The organism is Streptomyces sp. NPDC030814 (assembly GCF_055572155.1).
This window is the reverse complement of the sequence record NZ_JBVIDX010000023.1, coordinates 50480-68355: the sequence shown is the minus strand read 5'-3', so window position 1 is coordinate 68355 and position 17876 is coordinate 50480. Positions and strand designations below refer to the sequence as shown.

General features: G+C 73.2%; 16 protein-coding genes. 11 read left to right on the top strand and 5 right to left on the bottom strand.

Annotated elements, in window-relative coordinates:
- Positions 1 to 72: 72 nt before the first annotated feature.
- Both ACZ43N_RS33600 and ACZ43N_RS33595 read right to left on the bottom strand, forming a co-directional pair.
- Entirely contained in the window at positions 73 to 1323 is a 1251-nt protein-coding gene (locus tag ACZ43N_RS33600; RefSeq protein WP_468102832.1) for a hypothetical protein, read from the bottom strand.
- 32 nt (positions 1324 to 1355) lie between these two features.
- A complete protein-coding gene (locus ACZ43N_RS33595; protein ID WP_468102831.1) occupies positions 1356 to 3041 on the bottom strand; it encodes an eCIS core domain-containing protein in 1686 nt (561 codons plus the stop codon).
- 254 nt (positions 3042 to 3295) lie between these two features.
- On the opposite strand from ACZ43N_RS33595, the gene ACZ43N_RS33590 reads away from it, so the two are divergent.
- From ACZ43N_RS33590 to ACZ43N_RS33575, 4 genes are all read left to right on the top strand, one after another.
- A complete protein-coding gene (locus ACZ43N_RS33590) occupies positions 3296 to 4876 on the top strand; it encodes a phage tail sheath family protein (protein ID WP_468102830.1) in 1581 nt (526 codons plus the stop codon).
- A gap of 66 nt (positions 4877 to 4942) precedes the next feature.
- A complete protein-coding gene (locus tag ACZ43N_RS33585) occupies positions 4943 to 5386 on the top strand; it encodes a phage tail protein (protein WP_468102829.1) in 444 nt (147 codons plus the stop codon).
- Positions 5386 to 5910 carry a hypothetical protein gene (locus ACZ43N_RS33580; RefSeq protein ID WP_468102828.1) on the top strand — a complete coding sequence of 175 codons (525 nt, stop codon included), beginning with the start codon at positions 5386 to 5388 and terminating at the stop codon, positions 5908 to 5910. Before ACZ43N_RS33585 ends, ACZ43N_RS33580 begins: the two co-directional genes overlap by 1 nt.
- Positions 5907 to 6065 carry a DUF6760 family protein gene (locus ACZ43N_RS33575; RefSeq protein WP_099970623.1) on the top strand — a complete coding sequence of 53 codons (159 nt, stop codon included), beginning with the start codon at positions 5907 to 5909 and terminating at the stop codon, positions 6063 to 6065. Before ACZ43N_RS33580 ends, ACZ43N_RS33575 begins: the two co-directional genes overlap by 4 nt.
- Before the next feature lie 719 nt (positions 6066 to 6784).
- Here ACZ43N_RS33575 and ACZ43N_RS33570 read toward each other — a convergent pair.
- The 3 genes from ACZ43N_RS33570 to ACZ43N_RS33560 form a co-directional block, all read right to left on the bottom strand.
- Positions 6785 to 7243 carry a hypothetical protein gene (locus ACZ43N_RS33570; protein WP_468102827.1) on the bottom strand — a complete coding sequence of 153 codons (459 nt, stop codon included), beginning with the start codon at positions 7241 to 7243 and terminating at the stop codon, positions 6785 to 6787.
- 462 nt (positions 7244 to 7705) lie between these two features.
- A complete protein-coding gene (locus tag ACZ43N_RS33565) occupies positions 7706 to 7849 on the bottom strand; it encodes a hypothetical protein (protein ID WP_468102826.1) in 144 nt (47 codons plus the stop codon).
- 171 nt (positions 7850 to 8020) lie between these two features.
- Positions 8021 to 8215 carry a hypothetical protein gene (locus tag ACZ43N_RS33560; protein WP_468102825.1) on the bottom strand — a complete coding sequence of 65 codons (195 nt, stop codon included), beginning with the start codon at positions 8213 to 8215 and terminating at the stop codon, positions 8021 to 8023.
- 1764 nt (positions 8216 to 9979) lie between these two features.
- Here ACZ43N_RS33560 and ACZ43N_RS33555 point away from each other — a divergent pair.
- From ACZ43N_RS33555 to ACZ43N_RS33525, 7 genes are all read left to right on the top strand, one after another.
- Complete coding sequence (locus ACZ43N_RS33555) at positions 9980 to 10405, top strand: phage tail protein (protein WP_055521704.1); 426 nt, start codon at positions 9980 to 9982, stop codon at positions 10403 to 10405.
- A gap of 16 nt (positions 10406 to 10421) precedes the next feature.
- Positions 10422 to 11147, top strand: coding sequence for a CIS tube protein (locus ACZ43N_RS33550; RefSeq protein ID WP_468102824.1), 726 nt, complete (start codon positions 10422 to 10424; stop codon positions 11145 to 11147).
- A complete protein-coding gene (locus ACZ43N_RS33545; RefSeq protein ID WP_468102823.1) occupies positions 11147 to 13048 on the top strand; it encodes a VgrG-related protein in 1902 nt (633 codons plus the stop codon). Before ACZ43N_RS33550 ends, ACZ43N_RS33545 begins: the two co-directional genes overlap by 1 nt.
- Positions 13049 to 13204: 156 nt before the next feature.
- Positions 13205 to 13639, top strand: coding sequence for a GPW/gp25 family protein (locus tag ACZ43N_RS33540; protein WP_468102822.1), 435 nt, complete (start codon positions 13205 to 13207; stop codon positions 13637 to 13639).
- Positions 13639 to 15597 (top strand): putative baseplate assembly protein, encoded by a 1959-nt coding sequence (locus ACZ43N_RS33535; protein WP_468102821.1) that lies wholly within the window; start codon positions 13639 to 13641, stop codon positions 15595 to 15597. The genes ACZ43N_RS33540 and ACZ43N_RS33535 overlap by 1 nt, the downstream gene beginning before the upstream one ends.
- A 70-nt stretch (positions 15598 to 15667) precedes the next feature.
- Positions 15668 to 16222, top strand: a complete 555-nt coding sequence (locus tag ACZ43N_RS33530; RefSeq protein WP_468102820.1) for a phage tail protein — start codon at positions 15668 to 15670, stop codon at positions 16220 to 16222.
- Positions 16219 to 17790 carry an NADase-type glycan-binding domain-containing protein gene (locus tag ACZ43N_RS33525; RefSeq protein WP_468102819.1) on the top strand — a complete coding sequence of 524 codons (1572 nt, stop codon included), beginning with the start codon at positions 16219 to 16221 and terminating at the stop codon, positions 17788 to 17790. The genes ACZ43N_RS33530 and ACZ43N_RS33525 overlap by 4 nt, the downstream gene beginning before the upstream one ends.
- The last annotated feature ends 86 nt before the right edge of the window (positions 17791 to 17876 follow it).

The following is a 17876-nucleotide window of genomic DNA, read 5'->3' as shown; positions in this document are numbered from 1 at the left end:
CGTTCCCCAACGGGCGCCGGACGGTGCCCCTTTGGTCGCCATGCGGTCGCCATGCGGTCGTCATGGGTCAGGTCACGGCGAGCCGGCGGTGGAGCCGGTCGGGGAGGGAGCGAAGGTGCTCGCGGGGGTGTTCCGGGGGGTCCGGGACGTGCGGAAGACGAGGCCCGGGCCGTGCTTCCTGCCGAGGACCTCCGTGACGTAGTGGTTCATCCGCTCGACCTCGTCGTCCCTCGAGTAGACCCTGACCAGCGCCTTCCGCTGCTCGAGGTCGACCTGGCGCTGCATCCGCTCCCACTCCTTGCGCGCCGTCTCGTCGGTGCCGTCGACGGGAGCCTTGGGCACGCCGTCGAACTCGTCCTGGGTGCGGACGGGGAAGGAGTCGACGGGGACGAGGACATGGCCGGAGCCGCCGGGACCGGGTACCGCGCGGTACACGATGATGTTGAGGCCGTCGACCTGGCCGGCCGCGATCCGCGCCCTGAGCCGCGGCCACTCGATCGTGGTGAGCACGCTCTTGTGGGTGGTGCCGTCGAGGACATGGGCGGTGACCCAGCCTTTCAGGCCCTCCACGTACGTCTGCGAGAGCAACCGCCACAGTTCGCCGAGGGCCGGTGACGCGCTCCAGTTCGGCAGGCCGAAGAGCAGGCCGTCGAAGACACGGCCCTGGATGGAGGCCTCCAGGACCGTGCCGCGGCCCACGCCGACGTCCTCGGTGGCCTGCGCCGAGCCCATCTTCGACCAGAGCTGGCCGCGCTGCGCCGACTCGTCGGCGTGCCGGTCCAGGATGTCGAAGAAGCCCTCCTTGGTCTGGTTCTGCTTGTACCAGGAGTACTGGATCTTGTTGCCCTGCACCGTCCGGTGCTGGAACCCGGCGATGACGGCGCCGATGGCCGCGTGGTCGATCGGGGACGTCTCGTCGGTGTCGGCCTTCTCCAGGTCCCGCTCGATGTTGGCGAGGAAGGCGGTGACGCCCTGCTTGAAGGAGTCCATCTCGGCGAGGGCGCGGATGCCGCTGATCCGGCTCCACAGCTGCTGCTTGTCCTGGATGAACCGGATCTTGCGGGCGTCCGCCGGGGTCATCGACCTGGCGGAGCCCGACGACTTGTCGGAGCCCTGGGAGGACGGCCGGGTCGGCGATCCGTCCTTCCCCGCCCGCTGCACCACCGGGCCCGCGGATCCGTGCCGCATCGCCTGCACGGTGGCCGCGTTGCCCGCCGACTGCTGGAGGGCCGTCACGGAGAGGGCGGGTGGCGGGGTGAGCGGGGCCCGGGGCGTGGACGTTCTCGGCTGGCGGCCGGCGTCGTGGTCCTGGTGTGCGCGCATATGGCTGTCCCCTGGAGATGTGGCGGCCCGGGTCAGGCGCTGGTGTCCATGCGGTCGGCGGGGTCCGGCTCGCGGTCGCTGGAGCTGGCCGGTGAGTCGGAGTCGGTGTTGTAGTCCCAGGTCGCGCCGACGGGCACCTGGGTGCTCTCCCCTTCGTGCTCCTCGCACCGCAGCAGGAGCGTGGCGAACGTGCCGCTGACGGTGTCGTCGATCCGCTTCGCCAGCCGCGCCGCCTTCTCGACGCTGAAGTCCGCGATGTCGGTGTTGGCGGCGCCGCTCACCCACGCCGGTCCGGGCCGGATCGTCGAGCCCGCGTACAGCTCGATGAAGCAGCTGACGCAGGGGCGTTTCACACCGGCGATGTGGTCGTTCGAGATGCTGCCCGGCGCGGCGGCGCCGATGATGGTGCGTTCGGCGTGCTTGCCGTCCTTCGTCGGCACCGGCACGGTCATCGGCTCGGTGAGTGCCTGGAGGACGTCCCAGAACTCCCGGGGCGCGTTCTCCGCCTCCTTGGCGAGCAGACTCCTCAGCTTCTTCACGTGGCGTTTCTCGCGGTCGCTGTCGCCCGCGACCTTCTCCAGGAGTTCCACGATGTACTCCTTGGCCGCCCGGGTGCCGGCACCCTCGCGCAGCACGTTGTTGACCTTGGTGCGGTTGGTGGAGACGAACAGCTTGAAGGCGGCCTCCACGTCCGGGGCCTCGGTCACCTCCATACCGGCCTGGACCTCCTCGGGCCGTTCGTTCTGCTGCAGCATGGCCCTGTTGACGACGGTGGAGATCCAGCGCAGCACCTGCTTGGTGCGTTCACCGGCGTAGCTGCGGGGCGCCACGCCCTGGTTCGAGGGGATGTACATCTGCCCCTTCTTGCTGGTGCCCGCGGCGGCAGTCCGCTGCTCCTCGGTGGCCTGGGACCGGTCCACCTTGTGCAGCGTCAGGCTCTGGTTCGCGCCGTGGGCCTCCCAGCCGAGGGCGAGGAGCGCCTGCTTGACCGCTTCGGACGGGCTGCTGGCCGCCCCCTTGGCACCGGCGCGTCCCTTGGCCTTGGTGACCCGGCCGCCGCTCGTCCTGGACGACGAGCCGGCGGCGGGCGACCGCTGCACGGCCGGGCGGACGGCGTCCCGGGAGCCGCCACGGGCGGACCCGGCCGGTGCCGCGGACCGCTGCACCGGCGCCGGTCCGCTCATCACCCGGCGCGCGGTCTTGCGCGCCTCGACCTCGGCCCAGTCACCGGGATCGGAGATCAGCAGGCCGTCGCCGTTGTCGGTACCGGGGACGGGCCCGCGCTTCTGCTGGCCGATGTGGTGCAACTCCTCGGCGAGGACTTCCTTGTCGCCGCCGTCCCAGACCACATGGGGGTACGAGGTGTAGGCCTGCGCCTCGATCTGCGCGGCGGAGTCCAGGGCCGCCGCGTCGGTGTGGAGGCGTACGTCGCTGAAGTCCTCGCCGCCGAACCGGCCCTGCATCTCGTTCAGCAGGGGCCCGTCCATCGGCCGTCCCGGTGAGCGCAGCACCTCGTGCACCGCCGAGCGCTGGACCGACGGGCCGTGCCCGCAGTGGACGTCGTGGTGGTGCCGCTGCTCCTCGACCGCGCGGGCCACGGCCGCGTTGCCCGCGGCCCGCTGCAACGCCAGGAGTCCGGGGGCGGGGCCCGGCGCGGGGGTGCGGCCCGCGCCGGCCCGCCCACGGGTCTGGTCGGTCTCCTTGTCCTGCGCGCGCACGGGGCTCCCTCGACGGCCTGGTACGTACCGGACGTACGTGCTCCCAGGCCTACCGGAACGCGCCCCGGCCGCGGGAGAGCCGCGAGGGCAGCCTCGCGGGCAGACCGCGCGGGCGGACGGTCACACAGGCACGGCGGGATGCCCCTGCGGGCAACGGGAATGCCCCCGGGCAGGCACCGGAGGACGTTTCGGGGGACGCGCTTCGCGCGTGAGGGTGACAGACGAACTGTCTCGTACCCCGAGGAGCGCAGAGCATGCCGTCCTACCTGTCGCCCGGCGTCTACGTCGAGGAGGTGGCCAGCGGCTCGCGCCCCATCGAGGGGGTGGGCACCTCGGTGGCGGCCTTCGTCGGCCTGGCCCCGACCGGCCCGCTGAACGAGCCGACCCTGGTGACCAACTGGTCCCAGTACGTCGCCGCCTTCGGTGAGTTCACCGACGGGTACTACCTGGCGCACTCGGTGTACGGGTTCTTCAACAACGGCGGCAGCGCCGCGTATGTCGTCCGTGTCGGCGGCACGGACGGTGGGGCGGCCGGGAGCAGCACCCCGGCCGCTGTCACCGCTTCCGCCGCTCCGGCGGCCCTCCCGCCGGGCGAGCCGCAGCAGTTGGGCACCTTCACCGTGGCGGCCATCGGGGGCGGTTCGCTCAGCGTCGAGGTCACCGACCCGGAGGGTGAGGGCCCGGCGGAGCGGTTCCGGCTGGTCGTCAAGGACGGCGACAAGGCGGCGGAGACCTTCGACGTGACGGCCAAGAAGGGCGGCCGGAACTACGTCGTCACCCAGGTCAAGGAGCGCTCCAGGCTCATCACGCTGCAGGAGGCGGTACCCGCCGCGCAGCTCGTGCGCCCCGACAACCAGACCGTGGCGCTGGCGGCCCCCGCGGCCCCCGCCCCGGCGCCCGCCGCCACCGGGGCTGACGAGGCGCACCCCGGTCCGCGCGAGTACCTCGGGGACTCCGCCGACCGCACCGGCTTCGGGGGCCTGGAGGCGGTCGACGAGATCTCCATGGTCGCCGTGCCCGACCTGATGGCCGCCTACCAGCGCGGCGCGATCGACCTGGAGGCCGTGAAGGCGGTCCAGCTGGGCCTCATCTCACACTGCGAGCTGATGGGCGACCGGGTCGCCGTCATCGACCCGCCGCCGGGCCTCAACGCCCGGCAGATCCGGGTCTGGCGGCAGGAGACCGCTGGGTACGACTCCAAGTACGCGGCTCTCTACTACCCGTGGATCAAGGTCTTCGACCCGGCGTCCGGCCAGTCCCGCACGGTCCCGCCGAGCGGCCACGTCGCCGGTGTCTGGGCCCGCAACGACTTCGAGCGCGGGGTGCACAAGGCGCCCGCCAACGAGGTCCTACGCGGAGCCGTGGACCTCGAACTCCAGATCACCCGGGGGGAGCAGGACCTCCTCAACCCCGTCGGCGTCAACTGCATCCGCGCCTTCCCGGGGCGGGGCATCCGCGTCTGGGGCGCCCGCACCATGTCCTCCGACCCGGCCTGGCGCTACCTGAACATCCGCCGGTACTTCAACTACCTGGAGGAGTCGATCCTGATCGGCACCCAGTGGGTGGTGTTCGAGCCGAACGACCATGCCCTGTGGGCCCGGATCCGGCGCAACGTCTCGGCGTTCCTCGTCAACGAGTGGCGCGGCGGCGCCCTCTTCGGGCAGCGGCCCGAGGAGGCGTTCTACGTCAAGTGCGACGAGGAGACCAACCCGCCGGAGTCGGTGGACCTCGGCCGGGTCGTCTGCGAGATCGGCATCGCCCCGGTCAAGCCCGCCGAGTTCGTGATCTTCCGGCTGGCCCAGTTCTCCAGCGGCAGCGGGGAGCTGGAGGAGTAGGCACACCTGCCGCCGCAGCCCCTCCCGACGACTCCCCCGACGACTCCTCAGAAGGACAGCGAACCCATGAGTCTCATGCAGGCCGACAGCCTCACGTCACACAACTTCGGCCTCCAGATCGACGGGGTGATGGTCGAGTACCTCGCCGAGGTCAGCGGCCTCTCCCTGGAGCAGGACGTCATCACCTACCAGCAGAACTCCGCGCAGGGCCGCCCCGAGGTCAACCTGCTGCCCGGTGTGCAGCGGAGCGGTCAGTGCACCGTCGTACGCGGTATGACGCAGTCCGCCTCGTTCACGCAGTGGATCAACGACTCCATCGCCGGTCAGATGAGCTCGGCCCGCAAGAACGCGTCGATCATCATGATGGACTTCGAGAACAACCCGGTGAAGCGGTACAACATGCGCAACGCCTGGTGCAGCAAGGTCGACGCGAGCACCCTGAAGGCCGGCGAGGCGTCCGCGCTCACCGAGACCGTGACCATCGTCTTCGAAGAACTGGTCATCGAGTAATGCGGCGTACGGCAGGACGTACGGCCCTGGGTGCGCCCGCGGCGGGCCCGGCCGCGGGGACGGGGACAGGTGCGGCGGCTGTGGTGGACGCCCCGGCCTCTGCCTCTGCCCCTGGCCCTCTTACCGCGCCGGAGCCGGTGGCGGTGCGGCGGCAGCTGCGGACCGAGTTCCCCTTCGAGCTGCCGCGCGGATACGTCGACGAGGCGGGGACGGTCCACCGGGACGGCGTGATGCGCCTCGCCACCGCCCGGGACGAGCTGATCCCGCTGCGCGACGTCCGCGTCCAGGAGAACCCGGCGTATCTGTCGGTGGTGCTGCTGGGCCGGGTCATCACCCGGCTCGGCACGCTGCCGATGGTGCACGACGGGATCGTGGAGAACATGTTCGCCTCCGACCTGGCGTTCCTCCAGGACTTCTACCGCCAGGTGAACGCGGAGGGCCACACCCGTGCCGCCGTGGAGTGCCCGCACTGCGCCGAGCCCTTCGAGGTCGAGCTCGGCGGGAGCCGCCTGGGGGAATCGTGACGTACGCGACCGACCGGCTGCACGAGGAGATCGCGTACGTCGCCTATCACTTCCACTGGAGTCTGGAGGAGATCCTGGACCTCGAACACCCCGACCGCCGCCGTTTCACCGAACAGATCGCGTCCCTGGTGACCCGTGGCGGGGCGGAGGTCTGAGCGGTGGGCTTCTTCGACCGCCTCAGGGGTGGTTCGGGCTTCGCGGGGCGGGGCACTGCCGGGCGGGATTCCGCTACGGAGGGATCGGTACCCGCGGGGGAATCGGTGTCCGCGAAGGCATCGGTGTCCGCGAGGGCATCGGTGTCCGCGGAGGAATCGGTCCCTGTGGGGGAGTCGGTTGCTGAGGAGAACCCGGTTGCTGCGGAGGGTCGTTCCTCCGCGGGTGGCGCGGTCGCCGGTTGGGTGGGGTTGGCGCCGATCCAGCGCGCCGCCGTGCGGGGCGCGGCTGTCGCCGACGCCGGGTTCGGCGGGCGGTTGACGACCTGGCAGAACCCGTCCTTCACCGGGTCGCTGTCGCACGCCGTCCTGCCCGACGCGCCGGGTGGGCTGGTCAGGGGCGTCCTCACCACATCGGCACGGCCCACGTCCGGGCTGGAACTGCCCTCGCTCACGCTGCCGGTGGCGACGGTCGACGCGGAGCCGTCGGAACCCGGGTCGGACATCGGCGGACACAGCGATACGTATGCCGGCACATCGGGCGACACGTTCGGCGACGTGCGGCCGGCCGGGGGCGGGCGACCGGTACAGCGCGCGGAGCGACCACACCCCGTCCGGGCTTCCCGGCCCGCGGGACCCCGGGTCACTCCTGTGACCCCAGCGGCCGGGCCACGCCCGGACCGGCGGCCGCTGCTGACCAGGGGCCCCGCCGCGCCCGCGGTTCAACGGCGCAGTCTGCCGACGGTACGACGACAGGGGCCCAGCGGCGATGGGGCGACGCGCGGCTCCGCCGTGGGCGCCCTGGGCAACGGCTCCACGACGAGTGTTCCGGGCAACCGCTTCGACGCCCCGGCCGATGCGCCGACCGCCAGCGACGCGGTGTCGCCGAGCGGTTCGGGCGCTTCAACGTCGGGCGGCGGTACGGCAGTGACCGGCGGCGCCACGACGACGGCTGGCGGTGCGGCGGCGACTGGCGGCGGTACGGCAGTGACCGGCGGCACCACGACGACGGCCGGCGGTGCGGCGGCGACTAGCGGCGGTACGGCAGTGACCGGCGGCACCACGACGACGGCCGGCAGTGCGGCGGCGACTGGCGGCGGTACGGCAGTGACCGGCGGCACCACGACGACGGCTGGCGGTGCGGCGGCGACTAGCGGCGGTACGGCAGTGACCGGCGGCACCACGACGACGGCTGGCGGTGCGGCGGCGACTAGCGGCGGTACGGCGGGGGGTGGTGGTGCGCCCGCGCGCACCGGTGTGCAGCGCGCGACCGTCGGCCCCGGCGGTGCGTCGGCCCTCGGTGACCCGGCTGCCGATCCGGGAAGGGGTTCCCACGCCCGTGTCGACGGCACGGACGCCGCCGTTCCCGACCGCAGGGGGACCCGCCCCGGCGGGCCCGTCGGCGAGGTCACCCGTACGGGGACCACGGTCCAGCGGGCCAGGAGCGGCCTCGCTCGCACGGCGGCCGGCCCCACCAGTGCGCGGACGGCGACAAGCGACGCGGTGGGCGACCGACCTGGGCCTACGGCGCCTCAGCCAGGCGACGGCACGGCAGGCGGGCCCAGCGCAGGGACGCCGGTCCCGAACGGCGCGGGCGCAGCGCAGGGGGGCCACCGCAGCGTGGCGGCGACCGAGTCCAGCCGTCAGGTGGCCAACGTCCAGCGCGCGTCGAGCCATCCGACCGGTACGCCAACCGCCTCCAGCCACACGGCCGACGGCAGCGGCAGCGGCAGCGGCAGCGGCAACGGCAACGGCAACGGCAACGGCAACGGCAACGGCAACGGCAACGGCAAGAGCGTGCCGGGCGCAGGCGTTGGTGCGAAGGGCCCCGTCGGCGGACGGCTCGATGTCCAGCGGAGCGCGGCTGCCGGGAACGGTACAGCGAGTGAATCCGCCGGAACGCTGCCCGGCCCTGCCCGGCCAGCAACCGGCCCCACCCGCTCGGCGAGCGGCGCCACTCACTCCGCGACCGGCCCCGGCAGGTCGGTAACCGTCCCCAGCGGCCCTGCGGCCGGCCCCGCCACTCCCCCGGCCGGCCCGACCACTCCCTCGACCAGCCCCACGGCTTCTCGGACCAGCCCCGGCACCCCGTCGTCCGCGCCCGGCAGTTCGGCGACGACCTCCCCCTCGGACGGCCCCCTGGCCGCAACCACCCAGCGGGAACTGGCGACCCCGACCAACTCGAACCGGACCGTGGACGCCCCGCGTCCTCATGTCCCGCGACCCGCCGACGCCCCACTCGGCGTCCAGCGGTCAGCGATCGCGCCGGACGGCATTCCGACCGCCCATGTCGCCACGACGGCCACGTCGGCCGAAGGCGCGGCCGTTCCCCGGCCGGTCGGGCAGGCGCAGCGCCCTGAGGCAGCCACGGCTCCCCGGATCCGCACTGCGGCAACCCCTCCTGCCGGAGGAAACGCCGACCGACCTGACACGGCACCCACCACGACGGGCCGGCCACCCACGCCCACTCCTGCCTCCCACCCCCGCACCGGCGTCGGCACCGGCAGCACAGCCAGGCAGGCCACCGGTGCACCGGCCCCTGTCTCTGCCGCCGCTCCGGCTCACCCCGGTGCCACCACCGCCGGATCCGGCAGCACCGCGCCGAACCTCCAGAGGTCCGCGCCCCGGGCCGGCGGCGCCCCCGCGCGAGTCACCGCCCCGGGCGCCCCCGCGCCGACCGGGGCCCCCGGACGCACCGCCCCTGGCACCGCACCTCGTCCGTCCGGCGCCCCGCCTCGCCCGACCTCACGCCCGCTGCAGCGCAGCGCCACCAGCGGGACCAGGCGCATGGGCCTCGGCGCCCCGACCTCCGTCGACGTGTCGGCGCCTGACGCCCCGGCAACACCCCCGGCACCCACACCAAAGCTGCCCAAGACTTCACCGGCTGCCCCGAGCACCACGCTCGCACCCACATCCCCGCCCACAGCCACGGCCGGTCACGCCACCGGGACCTCCGCGAGCGCGACCGCCTCCCCCACGCTCCCTGATCGCTCGCCGCGCCCCGCACCAACTGTCGTCCCCGCACCCAGCACAGCGGGAACTCCCCCGGCCGCAGATACTCCCGCCCCCGCCCCACATCCCCCCGCCCCGGTCCGCCCCCTGGCACCCACCCGCGCCCTCACCTCGTCCCACCTTCCCGCGACATCCCCCGCCGTCCAACGCCGGGCCACCCCCGTCGCCGTACCCCTGCGTCAGCCCACCGCGACGCAGGACACCCCATGGGCGTCGTCCCCTGCCGTTCAACGCCTCTCGGCGGACAAGCCCGAGGGGCCCCGCACCACCGTTCCGCTCCCCGGCAGTACCCCCGCGCTCCCTCACCCGCCCTCGCAACCGGGTACACGCCCCACCCCTCCGGTCGTCCAGCGAAGCCCCTTCAAGCCCCCCACGCCGCCCACAGCCCCAGCCATCACCCGCCCGGCCCCCCGGACCACCACCCCACCGCCTACCACCCCCGCACCCGCACCCGCACCCGCACCCGCACCCGCACCCGCACCCAATCCCACGCCGACGCCCGCGCCCGCGCCCGCGCCCGCGCCCATCCAACGCAACCCCCGTCACCCCACCCCCACCCGAACCGCCACCGCCGTCTCCCCGGTCACCGCCCACGCCCCTGGTCCCACAGCCACGACCACCACCACCGACACCCCGCCCGAGTACGTCGCGATCCCCAAGGGGCAGTTCGACCCCCGGTCGCTGAGCGACTTCCAGCTGGACGAACTGACGCACCGGCTGATCGGCCGGATCACCCGGCTCGTCCGTACGGAACTCCGGCTCGACCGCGAACGGATCGGCAGACTCCGCGATCCCCGCCACTGATCCCCCACCGCCCCACGCCCCACGCCCCACGCCCCACGCATCACGCATCACGCGCCACGCACCACGCACCACCCGACCCGAGCGCCAGAAAGGCCGCCCCGATGTCCCGCGATCTCGACCCGGGCTCCACCATCTTCTTCACCCTGACCATCGACGGCGAGAGCCTCGGGTACTTCAACGGGTGCGAGGGACTCTCGTCGACGGTGGAGATCGAGCACCGTCAGGAGGGCGGGAACAACGGGTTCGTCTGGCAGCTGCCGTCCCGTGTCACCTTCTCCACCATCCGGCTGACCAGGCCGCTGACCCCGGACACGGCGAAGGTCGCGGCGTGGATCTCGTCCGTCGCCACGGGCGTGAAGCGGCCGACCGCGCAGATCGCCGCGCTGCGCGCGGACGGCTCGGAGGTCGCGCACTGGGGGCTGATCGACGTGCTGCCGGTGAGCTGGCAGGGCCCCACCCTGGATCCCGCCAACCCGAGCGTCGCCACGGAGGTCCTGGAGATCACCCACCACGGGTTCACGGACTGAGAGGGCGGGACAGGACATGGCAAGGGGCACCAAGGGCGGCGCCGGCAAGAGTCTCGTGCGCGCCACGCTCGCCATCCACGAACCGCCGGTCGGCAACAGCACCGGCAAGGGCGCGCTGATCGAGACCTTCGGCTTCGACTTCAACCCGGCGCAGTTGCAGCTGAGCCGTCGCGCCCAGTGGAAGGTGACGCCGACGGCGGCGGTACGCGACGGTTCCGTGCCGGAGTTCATGGGGCCGGAGCCCCGTGAGATGACCGTCGAGATCTTCCTGGACTCCTCGGCCAGGCCGGGCGCCAACACGGTGCTGAAGAAGGTGGAGTCGCTGATGGGGTGCTGTGAGGTGACGTCGAAGAGCATCGCTGCCAAGCAGCCCTCACCCCCATGGGTGGAGTTCCAGTGGGGGGCGTTCTCGACGGCCCGGTTCACGGCGTACGTCAGTTCCGTGGACGCCACGTACTCCCTGTTCGGGACGACGGGTGTGCCGATCCGGGCCACATGCCAGGTCCGGTTGCACGAGATCCCCACCAAGACCAAGGGCCAGAACCCGACCTCGGGCGCGCTGACCGCACGGAGCGTGCACCGGGTGGTGGCGGGCGACTCGTTGCAGTCGCTGGCGTGGCGGGAGTACGGGAACGCGGCGGCGTGGCGGGCGATCGCCGAGGCCAACGGGATCGACGACCCGACGCGCCTGACGACGGGCGTGGTCCTCGTCCTCCCGGCGGCCGAGGAGGTGGGTCTCTGATGGTCAAGCCGTCCCACTCCAACGTCATCCACGTCACCATCGACGGCCGCAAGTTGCCGACCGAGTACGCCGATCTGCTCGTCGGCGGCTGGGTCGATCTGGGGGCCGGGGTGCCCGGCGCGTTCCGGCTGACGTTCCGGGACCCGCACGGGCTGCTGCTGGGCAAATTGAACATCAGGTTCGGCTCGCTGGTGGTCATCGCCTCCGTCGCCGACGGCAAGGGCGCGGGCTCCCCGCTGCTCAGCGGCGAGGTCACCGGAATGGAGACCGACTACGACGGGACCGGCACGTTCACCGTCGTCCGCGGCTACGACCCCGGGCACCGGCTGATGCGGGTGCGCAGGGTGGCGGCGTACCGCAACCAGACGGCCGCCGACATCGCCCGCAAGCTGGCCTCGGCGAACGGCATCCCGGTCGGGCGGGTCCAGGGCACGAGGACGGTCTACGAGTTCATCAGCCAGTCGAACGTCACGGACTGGGACTTCCTCGCTCGGCTCGCCGACGAGAACGAGATGGTGATGTCACTGGACTCCGAGGGGAGGTTCCAGTTCGTCAAGCCGAAGCCGGCGTCGGGGGCGCCCGCGACGAGCACCCCCGGCGAGAAGAGCCCCTTCGTGTTCCAGGCCGGCGTGGACGTGCTGCGCTGCCGGGCCGCCGTGACCGCCGCCGACCAGGTCGACAAGGTCGAGGCGCGGGGCTGGAACGTGACCACGAAGAAGAAGCTCACGGCGACGACGAGGGCCGGCACCAGCCCCGGTGTCGCCATCGGCACCACCCCGCAGAAGGCCGCGACCCCGTTCAAGGCGGCGAAGCTGGTCGAGACCGACCAGCCGTACGACCGCCAGGCCGAGGTCACGCACGCGGCAGGCTCCCTCGCCGACGACATCACCTCCGCGTTCGCCGAACTGGAGGTGACGGTGCGCGGCAACCCCGAGCTGCGGCCCGGGGTGCCGATCACGCTCACCGACGTGGGCACCCCGTTCGAGGGCAAGTACACGTGCACCGCCGTACGGCACACGTTCGGCGACGGCAGCCACTACGAGACGTTCGTGACGGTCAGCGGCCGCCAGTGGCGCTCCCTGTTCGGTCTGACCTCCGGAGGCTCCACGGCGGCCCCGAGGCTGCCCAGTGTGGCCAACGCGCTGGTCACCGATGTGGCGGACCCGCTGAAGCAGGGCCGGGTGAAGCTCCAGTTCCCATGGCTGGACGACACGTACGTCAGTGACTGGACGCGGACGGTGCAGCTGGGCGGCAAGGGCGGCGGCGGGATCTTCCCACTGGACGTCGGCGACGAGGTGCTGGTCGCCTTCGACCGGGGCACGCTGGACCACCCGTTCGTCATCGGCGGCCTCTACAACGGCGTCGACAAGCCGACCCCCGTCAAGGACATGTGGCTGCACGACCCGGTCAAGAAGAAGGCGATCCTGCACACGCTGTCCGACCGGGACGGCAACCGGGTGGACCTGCTCAGCCAGCAGACGGGCCTCCGCAAGCAGGGCGTACGGCTCGCCACCGGCAACGACCGGCTGATCGTCAACCTGGACCGGACGAAGACCGAGATCACCGTGGACAGCAAGGGCGCCGTGCGGATCAAGGGCGGCACGTCGGTGTCCGTGAACGCCGGTACGGATCTGACGCTGAGCGGGCGGCGGTCCGTGACCATCAGGAGCGGCGGGCCGCTCAACCTCCAGGGCCAGGGGCTGGTCAGCCTCCGATCGGTGACCGGCGCGGTCAACGTCTCCGCGATGGGCGCCCTCAACCTGAGCGCGACCGGCGCGGCGACGCTCAACGCCGCCGGGACCGTGCAGGTCAACGCCGTGGGCCAACTGGGCCTCAAGGCCGTCAAGGTCGACATCTTCGGCGGATTCTTCGTCAACCAGATCAAGTACCCGTTCGGGTGAGGGCCGAGAAGTACCGCAGACACACCCGTACCGCGGATCCACCCATACCCCGGATCCACACGTACCCCGGATCCACACGTACCCCGGATCCACACGGACCGCGGGTCCACACGGACCGCAGACACACGTATCTCAGGAAGGGAGGCCGGCCCGCACATGGCCGAGCAGTTCGTCGGGTCCGGTTGGGCGTTCCCGCTTCGCATCGGGCCGACCGGAGGCATCGCCCTGGTCAGCGGGGAGCGCGAGATCGAGGAGGCCATCCGGCTCATCCTCGCCACCGCGCCCGGTGAGCGGCCGATGCGCCCCGAGTTCGGCTGCGCCATCCACGACCTGGTGTTCGCCCCGGTCAACGAGGCCACGGCCGGCCGGATCCAGCACGAGGTGTACGCGAGCCTCGACCGCTGGGAGCCGCGTATCGAGGTCAGTGAGGTGGAGGTGACCGCCGGCACGGAGCAGGGCGTGCTCTTCATCGACGTCCGGTACGCGATCCGCGGCACCAACAACCCGCGCAGCCTGGTGTTCCCGTTCTATGTCATCCCCTCCCACGACGAGCCGGACCTGACGTCCGAGGCTCCCGAAAGCGACCGCTGATGGCCCTGCCCTCCCCCAACCTCGACGACCGCCGTTTCCAGCAGTTCGTCGACGACGCCAAGCGCTACATCCAGCAGCGCGCCCCGGAGTGGACCGACCACAACGTGTCCGATCCCGGTGTCACCCTCGTGGAGACGGTGGCCCACATGGCCGACCAGATCGTCTACCGCCTCAACCGGGTGCCGGAGAAGAACCACCTCGCCTTCCTGGACCTGGTGGGCATCACCCTCTTCCCGCCGTCCGCGGCCCGTACGGACGTCACGTTCTGGCTCTCCGCGCCGCAGGAGGAGCCGGTGCTGATGCCCCTCGGCACCGAGGTCGCCACCGTACGCACCGAGAGCGAGGAGGCGGTCGTCTTCGCCACCGAGCGCGAACTGGCCGTGGTGCCCTGCGCGTTGCGGCACCTGGTGGTGCAGCTGAGCGGTGAGCCCGTCGCCGACCGGACCGCCGACCTCGCGGAGGGCAAGGACCTGATGTGCTTCGCGGAGGCCCCACGGCCCGGCGACTGCGTGCTGCTCGGTCTGAGCGCCGCCGTCCCGTCGTGCGCGGTCGCGCTGGAGCTGGACAGCCGGGTCGACGGCGTGGGTGTGGACCCCCGGCAGCCACCGCTGGTGTGGGAGGCGTGGACGGAGGACGGCTGGGCCGCGTGCGAGGTCGACCGGGACGGCACGGGCGGCCTCAACCGGCCCGGCGCTGTCGTCCTGCACGTACCCGGCGGCCACACCCTGTCCCGCACCGGCGGGCAGGAGGCCGGCTGGCTGCGCTGCCGGGTCACCGAGCCCCTCGCCGGCCAGCCCTTCTACACCTCCTCCCCGACCGTCCGCGCCGTCGAGGCGTTCACCCTCGGAGGCACCACCACGGCCGTGCACGCGGAGACGGTGTACGACGAGGCGCTCGGCGAGTCCACGGGGCTGCCCGGCCAGCGGCTGCGGCTGGCGCACGCCCCCGTGGTCGGCGACACGCCGCCGGTGCTGCTGCAGACCGCCGAGCACGAGGGCTGGACCGACTGGGACGTCGTGCCCTCCTTCTCCGCGTCCACCCCCTACGACCGGCACATCACCCTCGACGCCGCCACCGGCGAGATCGCCTTCGGCCCGGCGGTCCGCGAACCCGACGGCACCCTGCGCCAGTACGGGGCCGTGGCCCCCAAGGGCGCCGTCATCCGCGCCCGCCGCTACCGCACCGGCGGCGGCCGCGCGGGCAACGTGGCCCGGGGTGCCGTGCAGGTCCTGCGCACCTCCATCCCGTACGTCTCCGAGGTCGTCAACCGGGAGGCCGCGCGCGGCGGTGTCGACGGCGAGACGGTGGAGGAGGCGAAGGTCCGGGCGCCCATCACCCTGCGCGCCCAGGAACGCGCGGTCACCCTGCGCGACTACGAGGAACTCGCCCGCCGCGCCGCCCCCGAGACGGCCCGCATCACGTGTCTGGAGGGCGACGAGGGCGAGCACGGGGCGTACGCGGTACGGGTCCTCGTGGTCCCGCAGGCCGTGCCCGACCCCGGCGGGCGGCTGCGCTTCGAGCAACTCGTCCCCGGAGACGCGCTGTTGCGGCGCATCACCCGTCACCTCGACGAACGCCGCCTGATCGGCACCCGGCTGGCCGTGGGGCCGCCGTTCTACCAGGGCGTCACCGTCGTCGCCACGGTGCACGCCTTCCGTGGCGCCGACACCGACCGGGTCCGCCGGCAGGCCCACGACGCGCTCTACCGCCATCTCGACCCCCTGACCGGCGGCGCCGACGGCCGGGGCTGGCCCTTCGGCCGCCCCGTCCAGTCCGGGGAGGTCTTCGCCGTCCTGCAGCGCGTGCCCGGCGTCGAACTCGTCGACGAGGTCCGGCTCCACCCCGCCGACCCGCTGACCGGCAAGCGGGGCGACCCCACCGACCGCATCGACCTCAGCCCGCCGTCCCTGGTCTTCTCCTTCGACCACCGGGTCCGAGTGATCGGGGACAGGCCATGAGCACGGCCCGCGACCGCCGAACGGCGGCACCTGGCGATTTCCGGGGCTCCCCGGAGAGAGGCGGCCGTACATGAGGGGCTCCGTGGACGGCCTCGGCTCGTCCTCCCCCATCGGCCACATGCTCCCCGCCGTCTTCGCCGACGACGACCTCGCCCAGCGCTTCGTCGCCGGCCTGGACGAGGTCCTCGCCCCCATCCTGGCCGTCCTCGACAACCTGGACTCCTACTTCACGCCCGCCCTCGCCCCCGTGGACTTCACCCGGTGGCTGGCCGGCTGGGTCGGTGCCGAGACCGACGGCACGGAACCGGAGGCCCGGCTGCGCGCGGCCGTCGCCGCCGCCGCGTATCTGCACCGGGTCCGGGGCACCCGGCGCGGCCTCTCCGAGGCCGTACGGCTGGTGTTCGGCGTGACACCGGAGATCAGCGAGAGCGGCGGCGCCGCCTGGGACGCCCGTCCCCTGGGCCCGGTCCCCGGAGAGCACCGCCCCCGCCTGCACGTGACCCTGCGACTGCCGGACCCGACCCGCGCGGACGAGCACCGGCTGGACGCCCTCGTGGCCGCCGCCCGCCCCGCCCACATGCCCTACACGGTCCACGTGACCACCGCCGAAAGGACGCCCGAATGACCAGCCAGACCCCCGACACGGGCCGGGCCCGCAGCTGCGCCGAGTGCGGCACCCGCGGGGAGCCCGGCCAGTCCTTCTGCGATGCCTGCGGCGCGGTACTCGGCTGGTTCGACACCACGGCCGGGTCCCCGGCGCCCCGCAGCACCGACCGCACACCTGACCGGGCCCCGGCCCACCAGGACACCGACCGCACACCTCACCGGGCCCCGGCTCACCAGGACACCGACCGCACGTCGGACCGGGCTCCGGCAGCCCGCGCGGACGGCGAACGCCCCACGGCCGACGCCGAACCGGCCTGGGACGCGTTCGCCCGCCCGGGCGCGGGCACGGGCACCGCCCGCACGGCCCACGACGCGGCGTCGGCGCGCCCCGACGCCGGCCCGGCCACCCGACGCGCCCCCGAGCGCCCCGCGTCCTCCCAGCACGCCCGCACCGGAACGGCCGCACCCGCAACCGCGCCGACCGCGGAACCGGAACCCACGCCCACCACCCCCGCCCCGCTGTCGTCCCCCGCCGCCGAGCCCGCCCCCTCACCCTCCGCGCCCGAACCGAGCACGCCACCCCACGCCCCGCACCCCGCCGACGACTCCACCACTCCCCTGCCGGCCCCCGACTCCCCGACGGCCCCCTCGCCCTCGCCGTCCCCCGCGCCTTCGCCCGACCCCGCCCCGACCCCCTCCGACCGGGCCCGCTCCCTCCTCGTCCCCGTCGCCGATCCGGCCCCCCGCCCCGCGGAGGAGCCGGCGGTCGCACCCGTGCTGCCGGGGCGGCCGGCGGCCCGGCGGCCCCAGGTGCGCGCACCCGGCCCGGAGACCGGTACCGAGGGTGGTGTGCCCTGCCCCTGGTGCGCGACACCCAACCGCCCGGACCGGCACTTCTGCGGGCGTTGCGCCATGCCGATGGCGGGCCGCCCGGAGACGCCGGGCCGTCAGCCCTGGTGGCGGCGGATGCTCAACCCCGGTGGCGGTCAGACACCGTGGGCGGGCGACCGCCCCCGCCTGCGGCGCGGCTTCGGCCGCATCATGAACTGGGTCGTCGGCGCCCTCGTGCTCGCCCTGCTCGTCACCCTCGCCTTCCGCCTCGACGACGGCATCCAGGCGACCAGGGACCACTTCGCCAAGCGCGCCCCGATCGGCCCGGACCGTGTGAAGGCGTCCCGCTCGTACCCGGACCACGGCGCCCGGCTCGCCTTCGACCAGCTCAGCAACACCTGGTGGGGGCCGGGTGTCACCCAGTCCGGCGAAGGGGAGTGGCTGGAGGCCCGATTCGACCATCCGACGCGGCTGCTGGACGTGGTCATCACCCCCGGTGTCTCGACCAAGGTGGACCAGCTGTCGCAGTCGGCCCGCCCGCACCGCATCGAGGCCGTGATCACGGCTGCCGACGGTTCGAAGAGCACACGGATCATCAACCTGGACCAGGGGGCCGGCGGCCAGCGCCGCACGTTCCGCGTCGGCGAGGTCACCGCCGTCCGCTTCGTCCTGCGCTCGGCCTACGGCGCCGACGCCAAGAAGCAGGTGTCCATCGCGGAGATCGAGTTCTTCGGCCGCTCCAACAGCAACACCTGAACCAACGGCCGGACGGCACCCCGCCATCGGGTGCCGCCCGGCTTGTGAACCCGTACGCGCCTCCTTCTAGGCTGGAGACTTCGAAC